Annotated in this window: 22 protein-coding genes, 1 other RNA gene and 1 pseudogene; 16 read left to right on the forward strand and 8 right to left on the reverse strand. The window is 68.8% G+C overall.

Features of this window, described 5'->3' with window-relative positions; all coding sequences use genetic code 11:
- Nucleotides 1-220 precede the first annotated feature (220 nt).
- Nucleotides 221-892 (reverse strand): bifunctional DNA primase/polymerase, encoded by a 672-nt coding sequence (locus tag KBX46_RS27245; RefSeq protein ID WP_088949537.1) that lies wholly within the window; start codon nucleotides 890-892, stop codon nucleotides 221-223.
- Between the two features lie 248 nt (nucleotides 893-1,140).
- On the opposite strand from KBX46_RS27245, the gene KBX46_RS27250 reads away from it, so the two are divergent.
- The 9 genes from KBX46_RS27250 to mctP all read left to right on the forward strand — a co-directional run bounded on the left by KBX46_RS27250 (nucleotide 1,141) and on the right by mctP (nucleotide 10,652).
- Nucleotides 1,141-2,370 (forward strand): helix-turn-helix domain-containing protein, encoded by a 1,230-nt coding sequence (locus tag KBX46_RS27250; protein WP_088949536.1) that lies wholly within the window; start codon nucleotides 1,141-1,143, stop codon nucleotides 2,368-2,370.
- 16 nt (nucleotides 2,371-2,386) lie between these two features.
- Nucleotides 2,387-2,959 carry a flavoprotein gene (locus KBX46_RS27255; protein WP_210794720.1) on the forward strand — a complete coding sequence of 191 codons (573 nt, stop codon included), beginning with the start codon at nucleotides 2,387-2,389 and terminating at the stop codon, nucleotides 2,957-2,959.
- A gap of 82 nt (nucleotides 2,960-3,041) precedes the next feature.
- The gene (locus tag KBX46_RS27260; protein WP_210794722.1) at nucleotides 3,042-3,914 is read left to right on the forward strand and encodes a Nif3-like dinuclear metal center hexameric protein; all 873 of its coding nucleotides are present in this window, start codon (nucleotides 3,042-3,044) and stop codon (nucleotides 3,912-3,914) included.
- On the forward strand, nucleotides 3,904-4,641 hold the full coding sequence (locus KBX46_RS27265; protein WP_088949533.1) for a zinc ribbon domain-containing protein: 738 nt from the start codon (nucleotides 3,904-3,906) through the stop codon (nucleotides 4,639-4,641). The genes KBX46_RS27260 and KBX46_RS27265 overlap by 11 nt, the downstream gene beginning before the upstream one ends.
- A gap of 3 nt (nucleotides 4,642-4,644) precedes the next feature.
- Entirely contained in the window at nucleotides 4,645-5,790 is a 1,146-nt protein-coding gene (locus KBX46_RS27270) for a bifunctional RNase H/acid phosphatase (protein ID WP_141910643.1), read from the forward strand.
- An 89-nt stretch (nucleotides 5,791-5,879) separates the two neighbouring features.
- Nucleotides 5,880-5,960, forward strand: a complete 81-nt coding sequence (locus tag KBX46_RS33345) for a putative leader peptide (protein ID WP_355149468.1) — start codon at nucleotides 5,880-5,882, stop codon at nucleotides 5,958-5,960.
- Nucleotides 5,961-6,066: 106 nt separating this feature from the next.
- Nucleotides 6,067-8,523: a M14 family zinc carboxypeptidase gene (locus tag KBX46_RS27275; protein WP_210794724.1), complete on the forward strand. Its 2,457-nt coding sequence runs from the start codon at nucleotides 6,067-6,069 to the stop codon at nucleotides 8,521-8,523.
- A gap of 237 nt (nucleotides 8,524-8,760) precedes the next feature.
- Nucleotides 8,761-9,003, forward strand: coding sequence for a DUF3311 domain-containing protein (locus tag KBX46_RS27280; protein WP_088949530.1), 243 nt, complete (start codon nucleotides 8,761-8,763; stop codon nucleotides 9,001-9,003).
- Nucleotides 9,003-10,652 (forward strand): monocarboxylate uptake permease MctP, encoded by a 1,650-nt coding sequence (gene mctP, locus KBX46_RS27285; protein ID WP_210794726.1) that lies wholly within the window; start codon nucleotides 9,003-9,005, stop codon nucleotides 10,650-10,652. Before KBX46_RS27280 ends, mctP begins: the two co-directional genes overlap by 1 nt.
- 116 nt (nucleotides 10,653-10,768) lie before the next feature.
- Here mctP and KBX46_RS27290 read toward each other — a convergent pair whose 3' ends face one another.
- Nucleotides 10,769-11,227: a MarR family winged helix-turn-helix transcriptional regulator gene (locus KBX46_RS27290; RefSeq protein ID WP_210794728.1), complete on the reverse strand. Its 459-nt coding sequence runs from the start codon at nucleotides 11,225-11,227 to the stop codon at nucleotides 10,769-10,771.
- 54 nt (nucleotides 11,228-11,281) lie between these two features.
- Here KBX46_RS27290 and KBX46_RS27295 point away from each other — a divergent pair, with 54 nt between their 5' ends.
- Nucleotides 11,282-12,505, forward strand: coding sequence for an MFS transporter (locus KBX46_RS27295; protein ID WP_210794730.1), 1,224 nt, complete (start codon nucleotides 11,282-11,284; stop codon nucleotides 12,503-12,505).
- An 88-nt stretch (nucleotides 12,506-12,593) separates the two neighbouring features.
- On the opposite strand, the gene KBX46_RS27300 is transcribed toward KBX46_RS27295, so the two are convergent.
- The gene (locus tag KBX46_RS27300) at nucleotides 12,594-13,355 is read right to left on the reverse strand and encodes a sulfite exporter TauE/SafE family protein (protein WP_099856260.1); all 762 of its coding nucleotides are present in this window, start codon (nucleotides 13,353-13,355) and stop codon (nucleotides 12,594-12,596) included.
- Between the two features lie 130 nt (nucleotides 13,356-13,485).
- Here KBX46_RS27300 and rnpB point away from each other — a divergent pair.
- Nucleotides 13,486-13,901, forward strand: an RNA gene (gene rnpB, locus KBX46_RS27305) — RNase P RNA component class A.
- A 702-nt stretch (nucleotides 13,902-14,603) separates the two neighbouring features.
- Here rnpB and KBX46_RS27310 read toward each other — a convergent pair.
- The 3 genes and pseudogenes from KBX46_RS27310 to KBX46_RS27320 form a co-directional block, all read right to left on the reverse strand.
- Entirely contained in the window at nucleotides 14,604-15,641 is a 1,038-nt protein-coding gene (locus tag KBX46_RS27310; RefSeq protein ID WP_210794732.1) for a hypothetical protein, read from the reverse strand.
- A 2,295-nt stretch (nucleotides 15,642-17,936) separates the two neighbouring features.
- Nucleotides 17,937-18,050 (reverse strand): annotated as a pseudogene (locus tag KBX46_RS27315) (DUF397 domain-containing protein); the annotation flags it as partial.
- A gap of 73 nt (nucleotides 18,051-18,123) precedes the next feature.
- Nucleotides 18,124-18,771: a TetR/AcrR family transcriptional regulator gene (locus KBX46_RS27320; RefSeq protein ID WP_210794734.1), complete on the reverse strand. Its 648-nt coding sequence runs from the start codon at nucleotides 18,769-18,771 to the stop codon at nucleotides 18,124-18,126.
- A gap of 51 nt (nucleotides 18,772-18,822) precedes the next feature.
- Here KBX46_RS27320 and KBX46_RS27325 point away from each other — a divergent pair, with 51 nt between their 5' ends.
- The 4 genes from KBX46_RS27325 (at nucleotide 18,823) to KBX46_RS27340 (ending at nucleotide 22,154) form a co-directional block, all read left to right on the forward strand.
- Entirely contained in the window at nucleotides 18,823-19,698 is an 876-nt protein-coding gene (locus KBX46_RS27325) for an SDR family NAD(P)-dependent oxidoreductase (protein ID WP_247668261.1), read from the forward strand.
- A gap of 186 nt (nucleotides 19,699-19,884) precedes the next feature.
- The gene (locus KBX46_RS27330) at nucleotides 19,885-21,276 is read left to right on the forward strand and encodes a hypothetical protein (RefSeq protein ID WP_210794738.1); all 1,392 of its coding nucleotides are present in this window, start codon (nucleotides 19,885-19,887) and stop codon (nucleotides 21,274-21,276) included.
- Nucleotides 21,277-21,351: 75 nt separating this feature from the next.
- Entirely contained in the window at nucleotides 21,352-21,708 is a 357-nt protein-coding gene (locus KBX46_RS27335; RefSeq protein ID WP_210794740.1) for a hypothetical protein, read from the forward strand.
- On the forward strand, nucleotides 21,705-22,154 hold the full coding sequence (locus KBX46_RS27340) for a MerR family transcriptional regulator (protein ID WP_210794742.1): 450 nt from the start codon (nucleotides 21,705-21,707) through the stop codon (nucleotides 22,152-22,154). Before KBX46_RS27335 ends, KBX46_RS27340 begins: the two co-directional genes overlap by 4 nt.
- 18 nt (nucleotides 22,155-22,172) lie before the next feature.
- Here KBX46_RS27340 and KBX46_RS27345 read toward each other — a convergent pair whose 3' ends face one another.
- Together KBX46_RS27345 and KBX46_RS27350 are read right to left on the reverse strand one after the other, a co-directional pair.
- Nucleotides 22,173-23,096, reverse strand: a complete 924-nt coding sequence (locus KBX46_RS27345; RefSeq protein WP_210794744.1) for an expansin EXLX1 family cellulose-binding protein — start codon at nucleotides 23,094-23,096, stop codon at nucleotides 22,173-22,175.
- Nucleotides 23,097-23,263: 167 nt separating this feature from the next.
- The gene (locus KBX46_RS27350; protein ID WP_210794746.1) at nucleotides 23,264-23,863 is read right to left on the reverse strand and encodes a TetR/AcrR family transcriptional regulator; all 600 of its coding nucleotides are present in this window, start codon (nucleotides 23,861-23,863) and stop codon (nucleotides 23,264-23,266) included.
- Between the two features lie 122 nt (nucleotides 23,864-23,985).
- Between KBX46_RS27350 and KBX46_RS27355 the strand changes: the two genes are divergently transcribed.
- The gene (locus KBX46_RS27355) at nucleotides 23,986-24,822 is read left to right on the forward strand and encodes an SDR family oxidoreductase (RefSeq protein WP_210794747.1); all 837 of its coding nucleotides are present in this window, start codon (nucleotides 23,986-23,988) and stop codon (nucleotides 24,820-24,822) included.
- Nucleotides 24,823-24,918 lie beyond the last annotated feature (96 nt).

Here is a 24,918-nt window from a genome sequence, read left to right on the forward strand (position 1 = left end):
TGGGCGGCCGGGGCGCGATCCGGACGGTCGGGTGCCGGCCCAGCGGTGGCGTGGGTGGTTGCGCCGGGGCGGCTCGGTGCCGCCGGGATGAGAGGCTCTGTCGTCCGTGGACATCGTTCCCCCGTTCGTGGCGCGCGTTCGCGCCGTCCCCCTGTCAACGAGGACCGGCGCTCCGGCGACGCTGTCGGGCACCGGATGGAATCGTCGACCGGGCCTGTTTTCACATGCCTCGTCGGGGCAGGGGCAGGTGACCGGGGAGCAGGTCGGGGGTGAGCGTCACCCCGGTGGCACGCAGCGCCCCGATCAACGTGTTCTGCACGAGGTACGAGTCCGGGAGTTGCCAGCGGGCCTGCTCGGGGGCGACCGCCCAGCGCACAGTGCCCTCGGGCAGCCGGGTCGGCGGCGCGGGGATCCACGAGCCGGGGCCGTGCCGGACCACGTGGAAGCAGTGCTCCAGCTCCGGTCGGAGCGGGTCGCCGGGGCGGACCAGGAACATCCACCGCCCGGTGGGAGTGACCAGCACCGGCCCGCGTACGCCGGTGCCGGCGGGGTGGATCTGCACCGCGTCGAGCACGTGCCGGCCGAGGTGGGCGGGCACCTCCAGCACGTCGAAGGCCCGGCCGGTGGGCAGCAGCACCCCGTGCGGGCGGCTGCGCCACCAGGTCGCCACCCGGGCCGGGTCGGCGCTGGCAGCCAGTTCCCAGTTCTCCAGCGCGGGGTGGCAGCCCACTGTGGGACAGCCGGCCCGGCCGCAGACGAAGCGACTGCGGGCCAGGCAGGCACCCGGGGTCACCTCCCAGCCGTGTGCGGCGTACCGCATGGCGACCCGGCGCAGCCGGACCCGTTCCAGCGGCGACAGTTCGGCCACGCGCGGTGCGACATTTCCCCACATGTGTGCCATCTCCCCTCTTCTGGCCCGGCGGTCGCCAGGTCGCATGTCGAGCACCGTCACTGCCGTAACCCACGATCGTTGAGGTTGACGAACGGCTCGTGCAACTTGCACGAAAAGTACGAGGACTGGCTGTACGGCTGACGTACATCGTGTGCGACCAGCGAAAACCTGAAAGTGAACGACGGTCGCCGCACCCGCGGACATCGCCTCGACTCAATGGGTCCTGGGCGGCAGGGGAGGATGGGCAGATGGACGAGCTACCCATAGGACGGCGAGTGGCCTACTGGCGGGGGCGACGCAAGATGTCGCAGCAGGTCTTCGCCGACCGGCTCGGCAAGTCGAAGAGCTGGGTGGACAAGGTCGAACGCGGCGTCCGTCGACTGGACAAGTTCTCCGTCCTGTACGAGATCGCCGACATCCTCCAGGTGGACGTCCAACTGCTCATGGGCAAGGACCCGGAGCGCCGCACCGACGCGCTGAACTGCATCGACCAGATCGAGGTGCAGGAGATCCGGGCGGCGCTGGAACGCTACGACTCGATGAGCGCGTACTTCGACGCGGCGCCCTCCCCGCCGCCGCTGGACGACATGCGCAAGGCCGTCAACCACGCGTGGCTCACCTACCAGTACGGCCGCTACGGGATGCTCACCCGGGCGCTGCCCAAGCTGCTGCGCGACGCACAGGCGGCCGACGCCGCGTACGGCGGTGAGCGGGCCCCCGAGGCGGCCCACCTGCTCGGGCAGGTCTACCAGATCGCCTCGTCGGTGCTGCGCAAGCTCGGCGAGTGCGAGCTGGCCTGGCTGGCCGCCGACCGGTCGATGGCGGTGGCCCAGCGGGCCAACGACCCGCTGCTGGCCGGGATCGCCACCACCCGGGTGTGCGCCGCCCTGGTCGCGATGGGCCGGGCTCGTCCCGCGCTGGAGTTGAACGTCCAGATCGCCAACCGGCTGGCACCGGGCGGCAGCAACGAGGTCTCCCCGGCCCGGCTGTCCGTCTACGGGATGCTGCTGCTCCAGGGTGCGATGGCCGCCTCCCGCATCGGTGACACGGCCAGCGTCGACGACCTGATCAACTGCGCGCAGGAGGCCGCCATCCTGCTCGGCGGCGACCACAACCACTACTGGACGTCGTTCGGCCCGACGAATGTCGAGCTGCACCGGGCCGCCGCCGCTGTGGAGCTGGGCGACGGCGGTCGGGCCGTGGAGGTGCACCAGCTGCGCATCGCCGAGCCCTCCTTCAACGCGCTGCTGCCCGAGCGTCGCGCCCACCACCTGCTCGACATCGCCCGCGGGTACGCCCAGATCGGCGACGTGGCGAACGCCGGCGAGATGCTGCTGCTCGGTGATCGACTCGCTCCGTCCGAGATCCGTTGCCGTCCGATCGCGCACGAGGTGATGTCGGACATCCTGCGTCGCACACGTGGTGCGCCGCCTTCTCCGGTAGCGGAGTTGGCTGAGCACATGGGAGTAGGGGTATGAGCGCGGAGCCGGCTTGATGGCCGGCCCACCGTGCACCAGCGGGCACCGCGAGGTGCTCTATGTCATCGCCTGCGGTTCGCCGTTGGCACGGCACGTCGGCCGTCTGGTCGACCTTGCCCAGCAGGATGGTTGGGACGTCTGCGTGGTCACCACGCCGGACGGCGCGAAGTTCGTCGACCAGTCGGCACTGGTTCGGCAGACCGGCCACCCGGTGCGGACGCACTACAAGAATCCCGGTGACCCGGACGTGCTGCCGCCCGCCGACGCCATGATCGTCTGCCCGGCCACCGTCAACACGGTCAACAAGTGGGCGGCCGGGATCACCGACACCCTCGCACTCGGGCTGCTGATCGAGGCGCAGGGCAAGGGCGTCCCCATCGTGGCGGTGCCCTACACCAATGCGGCGATGGCCGCCCACCCGGCGTTTCGGGCCGGGGTGGCCCGGCTGGCCGAGTGGGGTGTCACGGTGCTCTTCGGTGATCACGTGATCGCCCTGCACCCGCCGGGGACGGGGGAGCAGCACCTGCCCGCCTTCCCGTGGGCGAAGCCGCTGGCCGCGCTGCGCGCCGTCTCGGTGACCGCCGCCTAGCGTTCCCGGCAGGGCTCCCACTCGGCGCGGCCGGGCCGGGCGTCGCCGCCCCCCGGTCCCCGCGCCGGTAAGCTGGGCCGCCGTGAGCACAAGCGGATCCGCGCCGACGGTGACCGACGTCGTGGCCGAGCTGGAACGGCGCTTTCCGCCGGTCTGGGCCGAGGAGTGGGACCGGGTGGGCCTGGTGCTCGGTGAGCCGTCCGCCCGGGTGCGCCGGGTGCTCTGCGTCGTCGACGTGGTGCCCGAGACGGTCGCCGAGGCGCTGGCCGTCGACGCCGACATGATCGTCGCGCATCACCCCCTGCTGCTGCGCGGGGTCTCGTCGGTCGCTCCGACGACCTTCAAGGGGCGGATCATCCACCAGCTGATCCGGGCCGGGGTGGCGCTCTACGCGGCGCACACCAACGCCGACGTCGCCTCCCCGGGCGTCTCGGACGCCCTCGCTGCCCGGTTCGGGCTGACCGGGCTGCGCCCGCTGCTGCGGCCCGCGCCCGGCTCGCCCGCCCACGGCGACGACCGGGGCTTCGGACGGATCGGCGAGCTGCCCCACCCGATGACCCTCGCCGAGCTGACCCGGCACGCCGCCGCCGTGCTTCCCGTCACGTCCTGGGGAGTTCGCGCCGCGGGGGATCCCGGGCGTATGGTTCGTACCCTCGCCGTCAGCGGCGGGTCGGGGGACAGTTTCCTCGGCGCCGCGACCGCCGCCGGGGTGGACGCCTTCCTCACCGCCGACCTGCGGCACCACCCGGCCGGCGAGCACCTCGCCGCCGATGGTCCCGCCCTGATCGACGCCGCCCACTGGGCGACCGAACGACCGTGGCTGGACGACCTGGCCGCCCTCCTCCGGGAGGCGCTGGGCGTCGAGACGCTGGTGTCCGAACTGGACACCGATCCGTGGACCGTGCACGCCGCCGCACCCGTTGTGGACGACAAGGAGCCCGACCGTGAAGGCTGACCCTCAGGTGCAGCGCCGCCTGCTCGACCTCCAGGCGATCGACACCAACCTCGCCCAGCTCGCCCACCGCCGGCGGACGCTGCCCGAGCGGGCCGAGCTGGAGTCGCTGGCCCGGGAGTTGTCGTCGCTGGAGGACGAGCGGGTCCGCGCCCAGGTGGCGGTCGACGACCTCGACCGGGACATCGCCCGGCTGGAGAAGGACGTCGAGCAGGTCCGGGTCCGTAAGCAGAAGGACGAGAACCGGCTGGCCGCCGGCACCGGCCCGGCCCGGGAGCTGGAGGCCCTCCAGCACGAGCTGGTCTCGCTGAACCGGCGCCAGGGTGACCTGGAGGACGCCGAGCTGGAGCTGATGGAGCAGCGGGAAACCGCGCAGGGCGTACTGGACGGCGTGGAGCAGCGGCTGGCCGACACCCGCGACAAGCGGGCCGCCACCGAGCAGCGCCGCGACGAGGCGATGGCCGAGATCGCGAAGGAGGAGGAGTTCAAGCGCGGGGCCCGTCAGCCACTCGCCGCTGACCTCCCGAGCGACCTGGTCAACCTCTACGACAAGATCCGCGCGGACACCGGGCTGGGTGCCGCCCTGCTCACCGCGGGCCGCTGCGGCGGGTGCCGGTTGGATATCTCCGGCGCCGACCTGGCCCGCATCCGCAAGGCCGCCCCGGACGACGTGGTCCGCTGCGAGGACTGCCGGCGGATCATGGTCCGCACCAACGAGTCGGGTCTGTAGGGCGTGGCACCGCGGGTGGTCAGCGTCGAGGCCGACGGCGGGTCCCGGGGCAATCCCGGCCCGGCCGGCTACGGCGCGGTGGTGCGTGACGCGGAGACCGGCGAGGTGCTCGCCGAGCGCTCCGAGTCGCTCGGCACGGCGACCAACAACGTCGCCGAGTACCAGGGGCTGATCGCCGGGCTGACCGCCGCCGCCGAGCTGGGCGCCGCCGAGGTGGACGTCCGGATGGACTCCAAGCTGGTGGTCGAGCAGATGTGCGGCCGGTGGCAGATCAAGCACCCCGGCCTGCGGCCCCTCGCCGCCAAGGCGGCCGGGCTGGTGGGCCGCTTCGCCGCGGTCCGGTTCGCCTGGATCCCCCGCGAGCAGAACCGGCACGCCGACGCGCTCGCCAACGCCGCCATGGACGCCGCCGCCGGCCGGCCCCCGTCGGCCCCGAAGACGGGCCAGCCGCCGGCGACGCCCGCGACCGGCAGTGACCCGGCCACAGCGCCGGCGTCCTGGGAGCCCCGGCCGAGCTTCACGGCCACCCGGCTCATCCTGGTCCGGCACGGCGAGACCGAGTACACCGAGCAGCGGCGCTACTCCGGCCGCGGCGACGTGCCGCTCTCCGAGAAGGGCCGCGCCCAGGTCCGCGCCACCGGCGCCCGGGTGGCCGAGCTGGCCCCGTCCGTCGGGGCCGTGCTCAGCTCACCGCTGTCCCGGTGTACGGCCACCGCGGCGTCGATCGCCGAAGCGCTCGGCGGCGACGTGCCGGTGCGCACCGAGGACGACCTGATCGAGTGCGACTTCGGCCAGTGGGAGGGTCGCACCTTCACCGAGGTCCGCGAGCGGTGGCCGGGGGAGATGGACGCCTGGCTCGCCTCACCCCGGATCGCCCCGCCGGGCGGCGAGTCGTTCACCCACGTCGCCGAACGCGCGCACCGCGTCGTCACCGGGCTGCTCACCGCGTACCCCGGGGAGACCGTGGTGGTCGTCTCGCACGTCTCGCCGATCAAGCTGATGCTGCGCGACGCGCTCGCTGCCGGCGACGGGTTCCTGCACCGGCTCTTCCTGGACGCGGCCGGCATCTCGGTGCTCGACATGTGGCCCGACGGCGGCGTCGCCGTCCGGACGGTCAACGACACCGCCCACCTCGCGAAGATCGATTAGTTCCCATCTGTCGGGAGGGTTTCGGGTCGAGGGCCCGAACCTGTGGGGAACCTGTTGACAGTGGATGGACCCCGCTTCAAGATCGGTTCGTGCGAAGCGTTCACCTGACGAAGCGAGGTCACATCGACCTCCTGCGCGTCGCCAGCGCGGCCTGTCGACGCTCCCTCTGACGCCGGGTTCCTCCCTCCCTCGCACGCTGCAGGCGTTTCCCATCCCCGCTGGTCTCCGGCCCGGCGGCGCGTTCGCCTGCGCGTACCCTCCGACAGGAGATCCGTCATGCTGTCCGCAAGACCTCTCGCCCGCCTCACCGCGACCGCGGTGAGCACCGCGCTGCTCGCGACGATGGCCCTGACCGGGCCGGTGTCCGCCAGCGCGCTGCCCACGGTGCCGTCGGTCCCCGTCGACCTCTTCGACGTCCGGGGCTATCCCCGGCAGAGCACCCTCCCGGTCTGGCCGGACAACCCGGCCGACGCTTCCATTCCGATCGGCGTGATTCCGTACGACGAGATCGCACCGAAGCTGAACGCGCTCCAGCGGGCCAGCGACCGGGTCTCCGCCCGGGTCGCGGGGAAGTCCGCTGGCGGTTACGACCTGTACGCGGTCACCGTGACCGCGCCGGAGAGTCGCGCCGAGGCGCGGCAGCAGGAGACCTGGAAACGGCTCATCGAGGACGAACCCGCCCGAGCGCAGCGGGACCGCAGGCTGCTCGCCGGCTACAAGACCCCGCTCTTCGTCAACGCCAACATCCACGGCAACGAGTGGGAGGGCACCGACGCGGCGCTGCGGGTCATCGAGGAGTTCGCCACCGACCGCAGCCCGGAGGTCGCCGAGCTGCTGCGGCGCAACCGGCTGGTCTTCAACATCACCTCGAACCCGGACGGTCGGGTTGCCGGCACCCGGGCCAACTCGGCCGGCTACGACCTCAACCGCGACCTGACCATCGTCGCGCAGCCCGAGACCAACCTCATCCGTGACCTGATCATCGACACCAAGCCGATCATCACGCTGGACCTGCACGGGTACGTCAACCCGACCCTGCTGCACCCCAGCACCCCGCCGCACAACGTCAACAACGAGTACGACCTGTACATCAAGCACGGCCTGCCCAACGCGTTGGCGATCGAGGAGGACCTGCGCGGTCTCGGGTATGCCGAGACCCAGCGGGCCAGGATCCCCTTCCGCGACGACGAACCGGGCGTCTGGGACGACTTCCCGCCGATCTACGTGCCGTCCTTCGCCATGTTGCAGAGCAGCATCCCGTACACGATCGAAGCCCCGCTGAACCCGCGCGGCAGCACGCTCACCCCCGCCGAACGGGTCCGTCGCTCCGGTATCAACACCGACGTGCACGAGGTGGCCATCCGCACCTCGCTGCGCTACATCCAGGACCACCGGGCCGAGGTGCTGCACGACCAGGCCGAGGTCTACCGGCGGGGCCTGGCCGGTGAGCCGCTGCGCGACATCCCCGACGGCTATGTGCCGGGCTGGGGTCCGGAAGACAACTACAACACCACCTTCCCCCGGGCGTACGTCATCCCGAGCGGCGCCGGGCAGCGCTCCGAGCCGGCCGCGGCCCGCCTGGTCGACCTGCTGATCGACAGCGGTGGCCGGGTGTGGCGGGCGAAGACGAACTTCACCGCTGGCGGCAACCGCTACCAGGCCGGCTCGTACGTCGTCGACCTGCACCAACCCAAGCGCGGCCTGGTCAACTCGCTGCTCGAACCGGGTGCCGACATCACCGACCGGGTGAACGACCTGTACGCGGGCCCGGCGGCCTGGAGCCAGGGGCTCACCTGGGGCGCCACTGTGGACACCGTGTGGGACAACCTGCCCCGGGTACGCCTGGAGCGGACCTACGACGGGCGGGCCAAGGGCACTCTGCCCGCCGGTCGGTCCGACCTGCGCCTGGACCTGCGCGACGCGGCCGACCTGCTCGCCGTGAACTCGCTGCTCGCGAAGGGCGTCGAGGTCCACCGGCTCGCGGACGGGTCGGTGGTCGTCCCCGGCACCCCGGCCAACCGGAAGCTGGCCGCTGCCGAGGTTCGCGCCCACGCGGTCAGCTTCGAACGCGCGCCGGCCCGTTGGCAGGGCACCCCGCTGGACCGGGTCGTGGTCGGCTATCTCGGTACGGTCGAGGAGCGGGACACCCTCGCCGACCTCGGTTTCGAGGGCCGGGAGCTGACCGCCGCGACGCTGGTCGGCACGCTGACCGATGACGTCGACGTGCTGCTGGTCGCCAACAACGTCAACCTGGCGACCCTGACCGCCGAGAACCGGGCGGCCCTGGACCGGTTCCTGGCCCGGGGCGGCGGCGTGGTCGGCCTGGGCACCGCCGGGGCGTCCCTCAGCAACGCCGCAAGGCTGCTGACCGTGACCGCCACCGCGGCGCCGAGCCTGGCGAGTGGGGTGGCCAACATCGTCAACAACGGGGGACCGGTCACCACCTCCGCCATCCCGCACGCGTTCATCAGCCAGCCCGTCTGGTTCACCGACCTGGGCGCAGGCGTCGAGGTCGACCAGTCGTACGCTGCCGACCCGCTGCTCTCCGGATGGTGGGCCACCGAGGGCGCCAACGGGCAGGTGGCGGCGGCCAACCAGGCCAGCATCGTGCGGGGCGTCTCCGCTGCCGGAAACGGCGTGGTGCTGTTCGGCACCGACCCGACGTTCCGCCTGCACCCGAAGGGTTTGCAGTCACAGCTCGGCCGGGCCGTGCTCTGGGCGGCACAGCGGTGACCCCGACCGGGTGAGCCGACGATCGACAGATGTGTGGGGCCCGGGTGCCGTCGGCACCCGGGCCCCACGCCGTCGTCGGCCAGACCCGCTCATCCGTCAGGTCACCTGGGCCGCCGTTCGGCGCAGCCGGCCGGCCGTTCGGCGCAGCACCGTCCGGGCGGGTCGGGTGACCGCCGTCACAGAGTCGTAGCCTCCGGCCGTTACATCGAGAGCCACGACTCCCCGGAGGTGTGTCAGATGGCTGCACCGGAACCGGAGGCGCCGACCACGGCGCCAACCAGGGCGAAGGACCACAGTCCCTGGAACTGGTTGCTCTTCATTCCCATCGTGGTGCCGCTGATCCCGGTCTTCTTCAATGGCGACTCGCCCCGGGTCTTCGGCTTCCCACGCTTCTACTGGCTGCAACTGGCGTTCATCCTGCTGGGCGTCAGCACCACGACGCTGGTCTATCAGATGACGAAGAAGCGGGGGGACCGCTGATGTGGCGTGACCATCTCACCGAGATCGTCGTCTTCTCGTTCCTCTTCCTGCTGGTGAGCGTGATGGGCTTCGTGGCCGCGCGCTGGCGGGCACCGAAGGACATGGCGCACCTGGACGAGTGGGGGTTGGGCGGTCGCAGCTTCGGCGGCTGGATCACCTGGTTCCTCGTCGGCGGTGACCTCTACACGGCGTACACCTTCGTGGCGGTGCCGGCGCTGATGTTCGGTGCCGGAGCGGCCGGGTTCTTCGCCGTGCCGTACACCATCGTCATCTATCCGCTGGTCTTCCTGGTGCTGGTCCGGCTCTGGTCGGTGTCGCACCGGCACGGGTTCGTCACGCCGGCCGACTTCGTCCGCAACCGGTTCGACTCGCCGGTGCTGGCGCTGCTGATCGCGATCACCGGAATCGTCGCCACCATGCCGTACATCGCGTTGCAGCTGGTCGGCATCGAGGCGGTGCTCAAGACGATGGGGGTCACCGGCGACAACGCGCTGGCCCGGCACCTGCCGATCATCATCGCGTTCGCCATCCTGGCCGCGTACACCTACCAGTCGGGGCTGCGCGCGCCGGCGCTGATCGCGTTCGTCAAGGACAGCCTGATCTACATCGTCATCCTGGTGGCGGTCGTCTACCTGCCCTACAAGCTGGGCGGCTGGGGTGACATCTTCGCCGCCGCGGACGCGAAGTTCGACGCCTCGCCCAATCCGAACGACGGCATCCTGCTCAACGGCAACAACCAGCTTCAGTACGTGACGTTGGCGCTCGGTTCGGCGTTGGCGCTCTTCCTCTATCCGCACAGCATCACCGGTGTGCTGGCCAGCCGGAACCGCGACGTGATCAAGCGGAACATGTCGGCGCTGCCGGCGTACAGCCTGCTGCTCGGGCTGATCGCGCTGCTCGGCTACATGGCCATCGCGGCCGGGGTGAAGCCGTTGCCCGGCTCGAAGGAGGGCACGGTCGACAGCAACACCGTCGTGCCGCTGCTGTTCGACCAGCAGTTCCCGGACTGGTTCGCCGGTGTCGCGTACGCGGCGATCGGCATCGGGGCGCTGGTGCCCGCGGCGATCATGTCGATCGCGGCGGCGAACCTGTTCACCCGCAACATCTACAAGGAGTACCTGAAGCGGGACGCCTCCCCGGCCCAGGAGGCCAACGTCTCGAAGATCACCTCGCTGGTGGTGAAGGTCGGTGCGGTGGCCTGCATCGTCTTCCTCGACCCGCAGTTCTCCATCGACCTTCAGCTGATCGGTGGCGTGATCATCCTTCAGACGCTGCCGGCGGTGGCGCTGGGTCTCTACACCCGCTGGTTCCACCGCACCGGCCTGATCGTCGGCTGGGCGGTCGGCATGGGGTTGGGCATGTGGATGCTCTACCAGGTGGCCAGCCCGACCCGGAAGCACTTCGGTGGCTCGGCGTTCCCGCTGTCGGAGTTCGGGTTCGACACCACCAGGACGATCTACGTCGGCATCGTGGCGGTGGCTGTCAACCTTGCCGTCGCGGCACTGGTGACGCTGGCGCTGCGGGCCGCGAAGGTGGACGAGGGAGTCGACGGCACCGAGCCGGACGACTACTTCGCCGACGAGGGCGACCCCCGCGTCACCCCCGGCGCCGACCGCGACGCCGACTCCGCCCGGGAGCCGGTCGCCTAGGCCCGGGGCGCCTTCCCCGTGTCGATCATGGAGTTGTGGTGCCCGGACGATGGTGATTCACACCGATCGTCCCCCACCACAACTCCATGATCGACCGAGGTGGGGTGGGGTTGGGGTTAGCGGGGGCGGCTGCGGGAGACCAGGGCCTGGTTGAGACGGCCCAGCAGGGTCGCCAGGGAGGTGCGGTCCTCGGCGCTCCAGTCGGCCAGCATGTCGCCGTAGAGCCGGGTGCGGGCGTTCTGCACGGCGGCCATCCGTTGTAGCCCGGCCGGGGTGGGGGAGATGACCGTGCCGCGGCCGTCCGTCGGGTCGGGGGCGCGCACGATCAGGCCATCGCGTTGCAGCGCGGACACCTGCCGGGTGACGGTCGAGCCGTCCAGGTTGAGCCGGGCGGCGAGCGCGGAGACGTTCTGCGGGCCGGCGGTGTCCAGGTGACGCAGGATCACGTACGCCGCCCGGTCGAGCACCCGGTGCTCGGCGGTGCCGGTGGCCCGCCGGGTCGCCTCGCCGAAGCGCATCAGCAGGGCAACCTCGGTCTCGATGCGGCCGAGGGTGATCTCGTCGTCGTCACTCATAGCTGTATGATACAGGATAAGTACCTGTACCATACAGCTATCTGAGGAGTCGGAGTGGATCGGCGTTCCGAACCGAACCGCAGTGCCATCTACGCCACCACGCTGGTGGCCTTCCTCGCCATCGCCGGCATCGCCGTCGTCGACCCGATCCTGCCCGCCATCGGCGAGGCGATCGGCGTCACCGCCTGGCAGGTCGAGCTGCTGTTCACCGCGTACATCGCGGTCATGGCCCTGGGCATGATCCCGGCGACCCTGGCCAGCGGCCGCTTCGGCTTCAAACCGGTGCTCATCACCGGCGTCTCCGTGGTCGGCCTCGCCGCGATCCTCGCCTCGTTCAGCGACAACATCGTGCAGCTCTCCGTGCTGCGCGGTGTCTGGGGCCTGGGCAACGCGATGTTCTTCGCCACCGCCATGGTGGTGCTGGTCAACCTGGCCGTCGACCGGGAATGGGTGGTCGGCCTCTTCGAGACCGCCCTGGGCATGGGCTTCGCCGTCGGCCCGCTGATCGGCGGCCTGCTCGGTGAGATCAGCTGGCGGCTGCCGTTCTTCGTCTGCGGCGTCTTCATGGTCCTCGCCCTCGGCGTGGCCTCCCGCAAGCTGCGCGAACCCACCAACCGCCAGGCACCGGTACGCGTCGGCCAGATCTTCGCCACCTACCGCCGGCCGGCGTTCATCGCCCTCTGCGTGGTGACCGGCGCGTACAACTTCGTGTTCTTCGTGGTGCTCGGCTACACGCCGCTCTTCCTCGGCCTGGACGTCATCCCGCTGGGGCTCGCCTTCACCGGCTGGGGGCTCGGTCTGGCCGCCGGCATCATGGTGATTGGCCACCGGCTGGCCCACCGGATCGGCGCCGTGCAGACCGTCGGCGTGGCCATCGCCGGGCTGCTGGTGTGCATGGTCCTCTTCGCCACCTCCAGCAGCACCGCCGAAGCGCTCGTGGTGCTGGTGCTCGCCGGACTCTGCATGGGCCTGGCCAACGCCAACCTCACCGACCTGGCGCTCGGCCTCGGCTCCAGCGACCGCCGCGTCGCCACCGGCGCGTTCAACCTGGTCCGCTGGGGCGCCGCCGCGCCAGCGCCGATCATCTCCGGCAAGCTCGCCGAGCACTCGCTGTCGCTGCCGTTCTGGGTCGGCTTCGGGGTGCTCGCCGTCGGCGTGCTGGTCTACCTGGCCTTCGCGCACCTGATGGCCGCCGGCTACGGAGAGCGTGTCCTCTGGTCCCGCTGGAACCGAGCCGCCGCCGACACCGAGAAGACTGCCGAGGAGCCGGTGGGCTGACCTGCTTCAAGACCCGCACTTTCGGGGAAACTGCTGCCTCGACGCGCGCTGAGGCAGCAGTTTCCCTGAAGTTGCGCGGCTCCTGGCGTCAGCTCAACGCGCGCCAGAGCAGGTAGAGGCCGATCGTCGTACCGAACACCACGATCAGCGTCTTCAGCAGCACCGGCGGCAGCCGGCGGACCAGTCGGGCACCCGCGTACCCCCCGATCAACGTGGCTGGCGCGACCACCGCGACGGCCGCCCAGTTCACCGGGCCGAACAGGGCGAACACCACCAGCGTCGTGAACCCCACCACCGCGGAAAGCAGATTCTTGATCGCGCTCACCCGCGCCAGGGTCGCGTCCAACACCAGGGCCAGGCCGGCGACCAGCATCACCCCGAGCGCCGCACCGAAATACCCGCCGTACACGGCACCGAGCCCGACCATCGTCTGCACCGCGACCGTCCGCTGGCGGGGTGACATGTCCCGGGGGTGACCGACCAGCCGGCGCAACGGATCCTGGAAGGCCAGGACCGCTGTCGCGCCGAGGACCAGAAACGGTACGACCAGCTCGAACGCGCGGGCCGGCGTGGCCAGCAGCAACAGCGCCCCGAGGATCGTGCCGACGATCGTGGTGGGAACCAGAGTGGCCAACGCGCGGGGACGCGGCAGATCCTGCCGGCTACCCGCCACGCTGGCCAGATACCCGGGGAACACGGCCACCGAGTTGCTGACGTTCGCTGGCACCGGGGGCAACCCGACCGCGATCATCGCCGGGAAGGTGATCAGGGAGCCACCACCGGCCACCGCGTTGACCGTGCCAGCGGCGAGACCGGCGGCGAGCAGCAGCGCGGCGTGGGAGAGATCCATAGCCCCACGAGGCTAGTCCCCGCCTCGTAGGCCGGATTCGCCGGACCACCGCGCTTGAGCTGCGCGATCTTGCCCAGGTGGGGCGGCAATACCGGGAGCTGGCACGTCGTTAGGATGAGAGAGCGACGGACGAGTCGACCGGGCGGTCGCGTCGGCGGGCTCAGGCCCGCCGCCGAGGAACGTCCGGACTCCACAGGGCAGGGTGGTTGTTAACGGCAACCCGGGGCGACCCGCGGGACAGTGCCACAGAAAACAGACCGCCGACCCCAACGGGGACGGTAAGGGTGAAACGGTGGGGTAAGAGCCCACCAGCACCCCGGGTGACCGGGGTGGCTAGGTAAACCCCACCCGGAGCAAGGCCAAGCAAGGGCCGTCACCGCAAGCTGGCGACCCGGCGCAGACGCTTGAGGGCTGCCCGCCCGATGTCTGCGGGTAGGCCGCTGGAGCCTGCCGGCAACGGCAGGCCGAGATGGATGGCCGCCGCCGGCGCAAACCCTTCGGGGTACGCGCCGCGCACAGAATCCGGCGTACAGGTCGACTCGTCCGTCGTACCCCAGCTCAGAGTCGTGATCAAGGCTCTGAGCTGGCCGTATATCTGGTGCCGTTGGTTGACCTTGGTCATCGTTGGGTGGCGTTTGACGGCCTGGCCGCGGCCTGAGACGGCCTAGAGACGGCCTGAGCGGAAGCTTAGTAGACCCCCGAACTCGCCCCGGCATGGTCGTCTCGTCCTGAGGGCCATTCGGTGCCTTGGTGGGCTGAGCGGTGCCGCCGGTTGTCGTGCGTGCCGGCACGCCTTGGCGGTGAAGCTGGTGCCTTGACCCGGTGACCCGGTGGCAAGGCAGGCCCGGGGTTGGACTGGCGCGGCAGCCGGAAGCCCTGTCCACCCGATCAGGCCGCCCCGTCGGCTTCCGTCACGGCCTCGCTGGACCTGGTCCCTCTGACTGGTGGGGCGGTGTCCCGGCGGCTGTCGGTGGCTCACCGCCCCGGTGCCGAAGGCGACCGGGGCGGCTTGCCGCCGGCCGGGCTTGCCGCCCCGCACCGCGCGGAGCGCGGTGCCTTGATCCAGAACGGAAGAATTCGGCAGCAGCGTGGGGCTAGACAGTTGTCCCGTCACGATCTTGGTAACCGCAGTACGCCTAGCCGGCATCGACACCCTTGCTGATTTAAGGTGAGAGCATCTCAGGCGATCTGACGGTGGGTCTAGTTTGCCCCAGCTTTGACGCTTCAGGGGGCGTTTAATTGCGGCCCTTAGTCCCGCTGAATTCTTATTACTGTGGCCTTCCCGTTGTCTATAGAAACAGCCGCATCATAGGCCCCGCTCTCGGTTTGCGAGGTCATGCCTGACAGCCAGACTTCGTGTGACACTGACGCGGAATAGTTTCCCTTCACATGAATTAAGCCCGAACTTGCATCGAAATTCGCGCGAGCGTTCAGCAAAGGGTTGCCGTTTAGCTTCCACTGAGCTTTCTTAGCCCTTGGGGCGGTGTTACTTGTTGGGCATTCGGGCGGCGGTGGGGAGAACTTTACTGCCATGCACTTCCGGAAAGCCGCCTCCACGGGTGGTAATACGATGGAGTCTGCGACGCTCCAGTTCTGTTTGTCGGTATTGGGGCGCGGTGTGTCATCGTATGCTCGGAGCTCCGCCACCCTGGGCAGGTTGTCGATCCACTCAACCCGTGACCAGTAGTGGACCACTCGAACTCTTAGACGCTGTCCGGATGTGTCGCGATAAGACACGGACATGACGGCGGTGCCTATCATGTGGAAGCGGCCTTCTTCGCCGTTAAAAACCACCTTGGAGCCATCGCCTGGGTCGCCATGTATTCGCCAAGTCACTTGTTCTGCATCATCAGCGTAAAGGTCATCAACTGCTTGTGGACAGTGTAAAGGCTTTAGTGCGTTGACCTTCGCGCAGGCGTCCAAGGCCGTCAGCGTGGCCGTGCGAATCGCTTGATCGCTCGATCCTGCTGGTCGCTGACCGTTCTCGCCTGGAAAGGATGATTTTGGCTCAGAGGATCCGCTAATTAGGTGCCAACAGCCCAGCGCCACGAGCAGGGCTACAAGAGCTAGGCCACCGAGTCCAAGCTTCGACTCGGTGCCGGGAGGTTCGTTTGACTCGTCCGAGGAATCGCCTGGCGTTTCTGCGGGATGCCACCCAAAGTAGTTGTACTGATTATTTTTCTCGCCAATCTGTGCGCCCTTGGCGAAGGCCGCGTCCACATTTAACCCATTCGACCGTGATTCGGGAGGAGGGTTGTGCGAGCCCTCCATTGATCGGTCGGTCATGAGAAAGAATTGTGTTGCGTGTTGCCGCTGCCGATCTGAATGCCTCTTGCTGTCTGGAGGTTAACCTGGTACCTCGTGGGTTCGTCGCCACGCAGCAGGTCGAGTAGATGGCGAGCTGCCGCGAGAACTTGTTCGTCATCCGCCGCACCAGACTCGGCAAGGTCGTCACCGAGACGAGACCTCCATGCACTGCGACTGGTCTCTTGGGCGCTGAGGCTGGACCGTGCCCTACCTCGATCGGCGAAACGGCGGGCCAGCAAGTTCTTCAGGGCGGCCAAGGATTCACGAACCCCATCAGTCGCGGCATTCGTTATGCCTGCGGCTGAGCCTGCGGCTAGCGCTCCGATGATCAGCTCAACTCCACTCATTACGCTCCTCACATCGCGTCGACAGCCCTCGATTATGGCAGGCTCCTGCCACGTTCGGACTGTCAGAAGTTGGGCACAGCGGCATCAGGCAGCTTGCGATCTCAACCGACGAGGGGCCGGCCCCGGCTGATGCTTCACACCTGCGTCTCACCACATGCTTTACATGATCAGCGCGGCGATCTTGGCCGGGCAGCGGGCCGGATGGTTCGCCGAGTGCGGCACCCTGGGACTCATGGCCGCGGCGCATGAGTGCAGCTCTCCCTATCACCTCGTCGTCGCGAGCCTCGCAAACGTCGAACTAGAGGACTCCTTGGTCCTGAGCGTGGTCTCCGCGCTGAACCGGCTGACCCTTGCGCTCGACGTGGTCCTGGCACCGTCCCACCCCGACTACAGCCGGCCGGAGCCTGGCGAGGCTCGCTGCTACCACAGGGGCACGCTTGTGGTGGAGAGCGACGCGGCCGTGTTCCTTCGCAGGTCCTCCCTTCGGCCAGCCGTCGACGTGCCGGCGAAATCGACTACGGCCACATCGATACATCTTGTCCGGCCACCGGGCACGGCGGGCAGGGGTGTGGGAGTTGAGCGGCGATTGCGGCGAAGCCCCGGCACGCCAGCCACGAGTCAGGGTTCAACTAGACGGCGCCGCTGAGGACTAGGCAAGGCGTAAAAGCATGAGCTGGGACGGATCTGCCATGCGTATGGCGGGACTAGACACGGGGCTAGACAACTGGCATGCCCGCCGACCCCCGATCGATGCTTGATCATTCCGTGCATGTTCCGGATCTTGTGACGTCCGGGAACGCCGGTTGGGTTATTGTGCGATATTCAATCGCAGCTCATCATTGTTCCGAACGAAAAAAGGGTAAATTTCGGCCTAGCACTAGATGTTGCAGGGCGTACCGCGAGGAATATTTGGTTTTCAGACATCGCGAGTAGGATCATTCCCTCGTACTTGCATTTGTAGTACTCCTGGAGCGGTCCCACATTCAGAACATCCCGATGACTAATGCTCAAGTCCTCTTTGCTGTAAACCACGACCGAGGAAAATTCGCCGTCTTGTCGAATATCGTGCCGGGCGTCCTCCCGCCCCTGGGCAGCCAGGTACCCAGCAGTGGCAATGGACGTAAAGCTCAATCTAAAAGCTGCAGTAACCGCTTTCAGATGAGCCTCAGGAATTGGAGGATTCCTTGTCGTCTGTGTTCTTCTCAAGCGCACTACCTGAACTATTACCAGCATGGCAAGAAGCATGATTGCTCCTGCCGCGCCGAACAGGACGACCCGTGCACTCTCGGTGATTTCAGAATTCTGAGAACTGAGGAGAGCAGGATTGCGAGACTGACAAGCAGCATAATTAAGATGGCTGCCATTAACTGACGCGCCCGCCGTTGATGATTCTTTCCGACAGATGGATCTCAACTTCGCCGCGGGTAATGCTCACATAGAGCGGCAAGTCCGAGGCGAACCGATCACTGCTTCACGAGACCAAGGCGCGCGTACCAGGTCGCGGCGGCGTTGGCGTCCGTGGTCGGAGCACAGGCGCAAGGCGTTCGGTCATCCAGGCAGTTTGGCACCGAGTTGCCATGAGAGGGCCTCTGCGTTGATTTCATCGCAACGGCCGTCCATCGGAATACTCGGGGATCACTCGTCCTCGGCGCGCGGAGCTGTGCCACCTGGCCCGACGGAGGTGCGTCCCGGCAGAAGGACGCTTCCTAGGACCCGGCCGCCTGCAAGGACGATCATTTGGCCAACGAAGATCCCAAAAGGGGCAACGAAGATGGCCCCGATGACGACGGTGAACCCGACGGCGATCAGAGCGGCACCAATGGCGAGGGTCACGCGACGCGCCGTCACCTTTTTTGTCACGTCTCGCAGTCAACCAGTCCGTCGCCACTGACCGGCATCCCGTCGGCCGCACTCCCTGTGAAGCGGGCTTCGAGTCGCGGACGGCCACGACACCGGGCAGATTGCTTGCCACCTCGACGCAGTTCCCGCCGCTCGCGCCGCTGCGGGTGGACCTACGCCACCGGGCGTTACTGAAGTCCATGATGGCTTTCAACAAGGGGGTCGCTCGCCGCGGATCCGCTTGGGGCGTCTGCCGTCGAGGGGCGGGGGCGTGGCTATGGCATTTCGCCGGCGTCCGTGACTATGCGGACGAGGGTGTCGACGAGTTCGTCGGCGGTGGTGTGCCACTTGCCTGTGTCGAGGTAGCCGCTGATCTCCATGCTCGCGATGCCGTGGGCGCTGGTCAGCAGCAGGGCGCCATGGCGCCGTGCGTTTCGCTCTCCCACGAGGTCGGCGACGATGTTCAGGAACTCGCCCTGGAAGCGTTCGGCCGCGCGGTCGGCCACCGCCGGGTCGCCTTCCGGCCCGCATAGCTGACGCCGGATGCGATCCATCCCGTCACCGAGTTGCCCAGGAAGGTTTGCGCGTCGCCTGAACAACACCTGGTACAGGTGCGGCTGCTCCCGGCCGACGTCGATGAGGGTGCGGAGAGCGCCGCGCAGCTTCTCCGAGGCAGGCAGGGCCGGGTCGGTCCGAAGGGCGTGCACCTGGTCGCCGATCCGTTCCCAGCTTTCGGCCGCGACGACGGTCAGCAGGCTGTCTTTGCCCGTGAAGTGCCGGTACGGCGCTCCCCGGGTCACGCCTGCCCGCGCGCCCACCTCGCGCAAGGTGACCGCGTCGGGGCCGCCGAGGTCGAGGAGGTCGGCGGCCGCGTCGAGCAGAGCGCGACGGGTGGCGGCGGCGGACTCCGCACGGGTGGTCATGACGTCCATCATAGGGTTGACAGTGTCATCTGAAACAGTAGGGTAGCTAAGATGACAACGTCATCTGAAATTCAAAGGCTGGTCGTCGTGACTGGAGCGTCCACGGGCGTGGGCGCATCAGCCGCCCGCGAGCTGGCTCGCCAGGGATTTCACGTCCTGGCCGGCGTGCGACGCGACCGTGACGCCGACGTCATCCGATCGACAGGCATCGAGCCGGTCATCCTCGACATCACCAAGTCCGAGCACGTGGAGGCACTCGCCGCGCGGGTCGCCGATGACCCCCGTGCACTGCACGCGCTCGTCAACAACGCCGGCGTTCAGGTGAACGCTCCAGTCGAAGTCCTGCAGATGACGGAGTGGCGGCGGGCGTTCGAAGTCAACCTGTTCGGCCACATTGCTGTCACTCAAGCGCTCCTACCCGCGCTGCTACGCAGCAAGGGTCGTGTAATCAACATCAGCTCGGTGGGCGGCAAGTTCGCCATGGCCACATACGGCGCGTACGCCGGCGCCAAGTTCGCCCTGGAGGCGGTCAGCGACTCGCTCCGCCGGGAGGTCGCTCCGTTTGGCGTACAGGTGGTGGTGGTCGAGCCCGGCGGCGTCCGCACGGAGATGGCTGCCCGCGGGGTCGAGACGGCGAACCACCTGGCTGCCCAGATGACGCCGGAGCAGGACGAGCGCTACGGCAGCCTCGTCCAGGCGAACAACAAGTTGATGACCTCGGGCACTGCTTCAGGGCTGACCGCCGACGCCGCCGCCCGGGTCATCGCGCGGGCTGTGACGACGCGTCGACCGCGCACCCGCTACACCGCCGGACGGGATGCCGCCCTGATCATGCGCCTGGGCCCGATGCTCTCCGACCGCACGCTCGACCGCGTCCTCGCCGCCAACCTGCGCCGCCACTACCCGAAGGGAGCCGTCGGCCGATGAGGGGCTCCGCGAGCCGCTCCGATCGACGACGTACACGGTCTGGGTCTGCGTTCTAATCTGCCGGCGATGCACGCGCGGTTCCTCGGGTGGATGTCCCTGGCGCGACCGGTCTCGCCGGTCCGGTCGAGCCTGAGGGCCCGTGCTGACGCGATAGGGCGCTTTGACACCGGGTCGGATGATGATCAGGTGAAACTGCGGCGCCCGTACATCGACCGCCTGGTCGCCTTCCTGTTCGGGATGCTGCTGCTTGGCGGAGCGGCCTCGGTCGCCTATACAACGGTGACGGAAGATCTCGGCTGGTTCGGCCTGCTCTACTGCTGGGTGGTTGTGCTGTTCGGCCTGGCGATCGGTGGCCCGCTGGTGCGGCACGCGGTGATGCCGTTCCGCGTCGAAGTCGACGCGCAAGGCTGGTCGGTTCGGACACCGAAGCTCAACCGCTACGTGCGTTGGGACGAGGTCGCGACGGTCCTGCTCGCCGACGCCCCCGCAACGGCCCGTCGGGGGATCACCGCGGCTCCTCGGCTGCTCCTGGTGCCTGCGGCCGGGGTGAGCCTGGGAGTTCCGCTCTCCGAGGAGAGTGCAGTGGGCGGACAGGCTGCCGTGGAACTGTTCCAGCTGAGCGAGGTGGACTACGGAGAGGAACTGCTCCTGCGGGACTTGGCCGCGCTGGCCGGTCACCGCTTCCACAACCTCTGCCGACAGCTGACGCTGCCAGCCGGCGCGATCCCGCTGCGGCGTTTTCCTGACGAGCCTGACCATGCCCGGTTGACACGGTGGCTGGATTGGCGCAAGGCCCTGCTGTTCGCTGGCTGGTACCTGCTCGTCCTTGTCCCTTCCTTGCTGTTCATCGGCCTGGCGACGCAGCGCAACGAACTGCTTGGCGGCATCGTGCTGGTCGCGTCCGTGGCGGGGATCGCCGCCGCCGCCTTCAAGATCTGGCGCGTCTTCGGCGGTTGCCGGAACCTGGTGGACGGGGCAGCGATGATCAATGGGACGGACCTCGTGACCGGCGTTGACACCCCGACTCACCCGACGAGCCTGCATTCCGGAACCGTCGACATTCTGCGACCGGGCTCCGTGAAGGGCTACGGCAAGGCTTGGCTGCTCACCCAGCCAGGACACAAGGGGCGTCCGACAGTCGACCTGCTGCTCAGCGATCCGCGCACTGGACGGCTACGCAGCAGGGAAGACCTCCGCGCGTTGGAGGCGGTCCTGCGTGTCTCCCCGTACGAACGGGATCGCGCCGCTGGGCAGCAACTCCAGGAACTGGCGATGCACGCACCCGAGGCGTTGCCCACCACGCCCTCACCAAAAGCCGTGCCCGCCTCCGCGTACGTGATTGCCCTCTGGCACGCGGTGAAGGGGGTGGGGCGCGCTGTTGTGCTGTTCGGCGTCGTGGGCACCGTGGCGATCGGGGGCGGTTGGGCGGTCGAGAACTCTGCCGTTGTAGGGCCCGCCCTGATCCTCACCGCTGCCGGCCTGTTCGGCGTGTGGATCCTGTACGCGCTGTACCGGACGTGGGGGCTCCTCGACGCACTACTCACGATCGCAGCGCGAGCGATCCGCGGAGCGCGGTAACGACACGGAGGCTGCCGGGGGGTCTCCAGCGTCGGGCTTGCATCTGATACTGGGTACAGGCTTACCGTCGACGGTATGAGTGATCGCCACATCACGACGGACGACGCCTGGGTGCCGGAGGCCTGCACCCTTCCGACGGCTGAACAGCCGCTGCGGCTTGCCGAGTTTGACCAGTTCTTCACCGATGCGGTGCGGGGCCTCGACCGCATGTCGGCGCAGCACCTGCGGTTGCGGCTCGATGGTGGTGCGCAGGTCGAGGAGATGGCGCGGGACCTGACGGCCCGTGAGTCGTCCTGCTGCTCGTTCTTCACGTTCGGCCTCTCCCGGCCAGGCCCCGACTCGCTCTCGCTGGACGTCCGGGTGCCGGCAGCCCACGTCGACGTGCTCGACGCCCTCGCCGCGCGGGCCGTGTCCCTGCGAGATCAGAGGTGACCGAGTCTGGCCTGCGCAGCGGTCAACTGGCCGACGCGGCAGGGGTCAACCAGCAGACGCTGCGCTACTACGAGCGCCGGGGCCTGCTGGACTCGCCGCAGCGGTCGCCGGGCGGGCACCGGCTCTACCCGGCCGAGACGGTCACCCTGCTGAGAGTCATCAAGACCGCGCAACGCCTGGGCTTCACCCTCAACGAGGTTGCCGACCTGCTCGACGCCGGCCGACACCAGCACAGGGGTCGAACCGACGCCGGCCTCCAGGCGCGTGCCAGGGAGAAGCTCATCGAGGTCGAGCAGAGGCTGACGGACCTCACCGTCATCCGCGACACCCTGCGGGACGCCATCTCGGCCGGTTGTGACGACCTGGTCGCCTGCGCCGAAAGCACCTGCTGCCCTCTGCCCTTCACCGAAATGGTGGAGAGGAACGACCGTGCCGACACCTCCTGAGCCGCCGTCGGTGGGAGGTCAGCAGCGAGGGGCGTTGAGCGGAGCGGCACCGGCGAGCGCTTCGATGGTCGCCGTTGGTGCGACCGATTCGGACGTGCTCGGCGAGGGCGCGATGCTGGGGGACGGCGGGGCCGAGGGCGAACTGCTGGGCGTGGGCGTGGGCGTGGGAGCGGCGAGCGTGGCCGTGCTGCGTTGGACCTGCTTCGTGACCAGCCGGATGGCGGTGGCGGTCGCCTGGCGTCCGTACACGTCGGTGACCCTGATGCTGTAGGGCCCGGGGCCGATCCCGCCCTCGACGGTCCAGAAGTTGTCGCTCTGGCGAGCCGCCTTGCGGAAGCCGGCGCCCGGTCCCTGTGCCTCGACCGAGCGGAGTGGGTTGCCGTGGTTGCCGACCTGCACCGCGAACCAGTACCGCGAGGCGCCGCCCTTCATCCGGAAGGTGAGGCCTCCGTCGAGCGGCGGGTTCACCACCGCCCGGTACGTCACCTGCTCGATGCCCTGCGCCCGGTCGGCAATCTTGGCGTACGCCTCGTCGGAGAGGTCGATCTTGCCGGTCCCGCACCCGCCGCACTGGTCCATGACCATGACGCGGACGGTGCCCTTCGGGCCGGTCACGTCCAAATAGCTGCCGCAAGCCGCGGACCCGGAGTACGCCGACGAGCCGAGGGCCACGTAGAGCCGGTCCGCGGGTGGGCCGGGGAAGGAGCAGTTGCCGCCAGAGCGGCCGGCGTCGTAGAAGCTGGCCTTGGCCTTGTGGACGGTGTTTCCGGTCGGTGGTGCGGCACAGGCCGGGGTGGCACCACCGCGTACGGCGAGGGTGATGCCGAGTACGGCGGCCAGGGCGGTGACCCCGGCGCCGGCCAACCAGTGTCTGACCCGCCGACGCGACCGGAGTGTGCCGACCGGGGTGTCGTTGAAGGGGGCCGAGCCTGGTGCCGTCACGGCGCCTGATGTTGCCGCAGCGTGCTGCGGCAGCGCAAAAGCGTCGAGCAAACTGTCACTCGCCGCACCGGTGGGGTAGCAGTCCGTTCAGGGAGCGCCCACTCGGTTTCAAGGAAGGCGGGGTTGCTGGCGCCGGGGATGGGCCGGTTTCACGGAAGTCGAGTGGATCAAGCCGGCCGGCGGGGGCGCAACCCGTCGAGGGCGGTGGTGACGACGAGGTCGGCGTACTCGGCGGTGAGCGGTCCGCTGCGTTGCAGCCATCGGCTGAACAACGGTCCCCAGATCAGGTCCACCGCCACGTCGAGGTCGATGTCGTCGGCGAGTTGCCCGGCCTGCTGGGCGCTGCGTAGGCGCTGCCGCTTGGCCTCCTTCAGCGGCCCGTCCAGGCGTTCGGCGTAGGCCGCCGCCAGCTCGGGGTCGAGCGCGATCTCGGTGGCCAGGGCGCGCATCGGTTGCTCGTACCGGGGATCGTTCATCTCCTCGACCGTGGCGCGAAGCACCACTGTGAGGTCGGCGGTCAGGTCGCCGGTGTCCGGCAGGGTCGGCGGCCCGCCCTCGGTGGCCTCGCTGAGCATGAGGAACGCGTCGAAGATGACCGCGCCCTTGGACGGCCACCAGCGGTAGATGGTCTGTTTGCCGACGCCGGCGCGCGCGGCGATGCCCTCGATGCTGACCTTCGCGTACCCGATCTCCTGGAGCAGGTCGAAGGCCGCGGTCAGGATGGCGCGTCGGGAGGTCTCTCTCCGGCGGGCCGTGTTGGGGGTCATGGACCCACGATATCAGTGACGAGACGAACCGTCTCGTCTTGACGGCCGGGGCGGGCGCGGCCTAATCTCTCCTCCATGACGAGACGGACCGTCTCGTCTCGCTAAGGGGATGGAGTTCCGACATGCGCACCTGGTTCATCACCGGCGCCAGCCGCGGCCTGGGCCGCGCCTTCACCGACGCCGCGCTCGACCGTGGGGACCGGGTGGTCGCCGCCGCCCGGACCATCACCCGGGACGACTTCGACGAGCGCCACGGCGACCGACTGCTGACGCTGACCCTCGACGTGACCGACCGGGCTGCGGTATTCGCCGCCGTGGCCACCGCGGTCGAGCACTTCGGACGGCTCGACATCGTCGTCAACAACGCCGGGACCCTGTCCATGGGAATGGTCGAAGAGTTCACCGAGGCGGAGGCGCGAGCCCAGTTCGAGGTCAACCTGTTCGGCGCGCTGTGGGTCAGTCAGGCGGTGCTGCCGCATCTGCGCGCCCAACGGTCCGGCCACATCGTGCAGGTGTCCAGCATCGCCGCGTTGGGTGGTTTTCCGAGCACCGGCATGTACAGCGCGAGCAAATTCGCCCTGGAAGGCATGAGTGAGGCGTTGGCAATGGAGGCGGCGGCCTTCGACATCAAGCTCAGCATCGTGCAGCCGGGCGGTTACTGGACCGACCTTTACACCAGTTTGAGCGCCACCAGCCCAATGGAGGCGTACGCGCCGCTGCGCGCCGAACTGGAACGACAGTGGGCGGAGGGTTCGATCGACAGCGAGCCCCGACTGGCCGCCGAGGCGTTGCTGCGCCTGGTCGACAGCGACGACCCGCCGCTGCGGCTCCTGCTCGGGAGCATGGTGTACGACCTGGCGTTCGACGTCTCCCGTCGGCGGATGGACACCTGGGCGGGCTGGGAGCAGGTCAGCCGAGCCGCCGAGCACGCGGTAGCCGCCCCCGGGCAGGACCAGTGAGGGACTGCTCGTATCGCCACGAGCCCGGGGCGCGGCGTTCTAGGCTCCGAGATATGGCGGCGGCGTGCCCATCTCGAATTGGCACACAGGTCCGGG

Origin of the sequence: Micromonospora sp. C81 (assembly GCF_018070425.1) — a bacterium.
Taxonomy (GTDB): Bacteria; Actinomycetota; Actinomycetes; order Mycobacteriales; family Micromonosporaceae; genus Micromonospora; species Micromonospora zamorensis.

What these genes read in the sequence shown, in the direction of transcription:
- KBX46_RS27250 (WP_088949536.1), top strand. Translation starts at nt 1,141, where the DNA reads ATGGACGAGCTACCCATAGGACGGCGAGTGGCCTACTGGCGGGGGCGA.
- KBX46_RS27290 (WP_210794728.1), bottom strand. Translation starts at nt 11,227, where the DNA reads ATGAGTGACGACGACGAGATCACCCTCGGCCGCATCGAGACCGAGGTT.
- KBX46_RS27325 (WP_247668261.1), top strand. Translation starts at nt 18,823, where the DNA reads ATGACAACGTCATCTGAAATTCAAAGGCTGGTCGTCGTGACTGGAGCG.
- KBX46_RS27355 (WP_210794747.1), top strand. Translation starts at nt 23,986, where the DNA reads ATGCGCACCTGGTTCATCACCGGCGCCAGCCGCGGCCTGGGCCGCGCC.
- KBX46_RS27255 (WP_210794720.1), top strand. Translation starts at nt 2,387, where the DNA reads ATGGCCGGCCCACCGTGCACCAGCGGGCACCGCGAGGTGCTCTATGTC.
- KBX46_RS27280 (WP_088949530.1), top strand. Translation starts at nt 8,761, where the DNA reads ATGGCTGCACCGGAACCGGAGGCGCCGACCACGGCGCCAACCAGGGCG.
- KBX46_RS27320 (WP_210794734.1), bottom strand. Translation starts at nt 18,771, where the DNA reads ATGACCACCCGTGCGGAGTCCGCCGCCGCCACCCGTCGCGCTCTGCTC.
- mctP (WP_210794726.1), top strand. Translation starts at nt 9,003, where the DNA reads ATGTGGCGTGACCATCTCACCGAGATCGTCGTCTTCTCGTTCCTCTTC.
- KBX46_RS27350 (WP_210794746.1), bottom strand. Translation starts at nt 23,863, where the DNA reads ATGACCCCCAACACGGCCCGCCGGAGAGAGACCTCCCGACGCGCCATC.
- KBX46_RS27310 (WP_210794732.1), bottom strand. Translation starts at nt 15,641, where the DNA reads ATGACCGACCGATCAATGGAGGGCTCGCACAACCCTCCTCCCGAATCA.
- KBX46_RS27335 (WP_210794740.1), top strand. Translation starts at nt 21,352, where the DNA reads ATGAGTGATCGCCACATCACGACGGACGACGCCTGGGTGCCGGAGGCC.
- KBX46_RS27300 (WP_099856260.1), bottom strand. Translation starts at nt 13,355, where the DNA reads ATGGATCTCTCCCACGCCGCGCTGCTGCTCGCCGCCGGTCTCGCCGCT.
- KBX46_RS27245 (WP_088949537.1), bottom strand. Translation starts at nt 892, where the DNA reads ATGTGGGGAAATGTCGCACCGCGCGTGGCCGAACTGTCGCCGCTGGAA.
- KBX46_RS27275 (WP_210794724.1), top strand. Translation starts at nt 6,067, where the DNA reads ATGCTGTCCGCAAGACCTCTCGCCCGCCTCACCGCGACCGCGGTGAGC.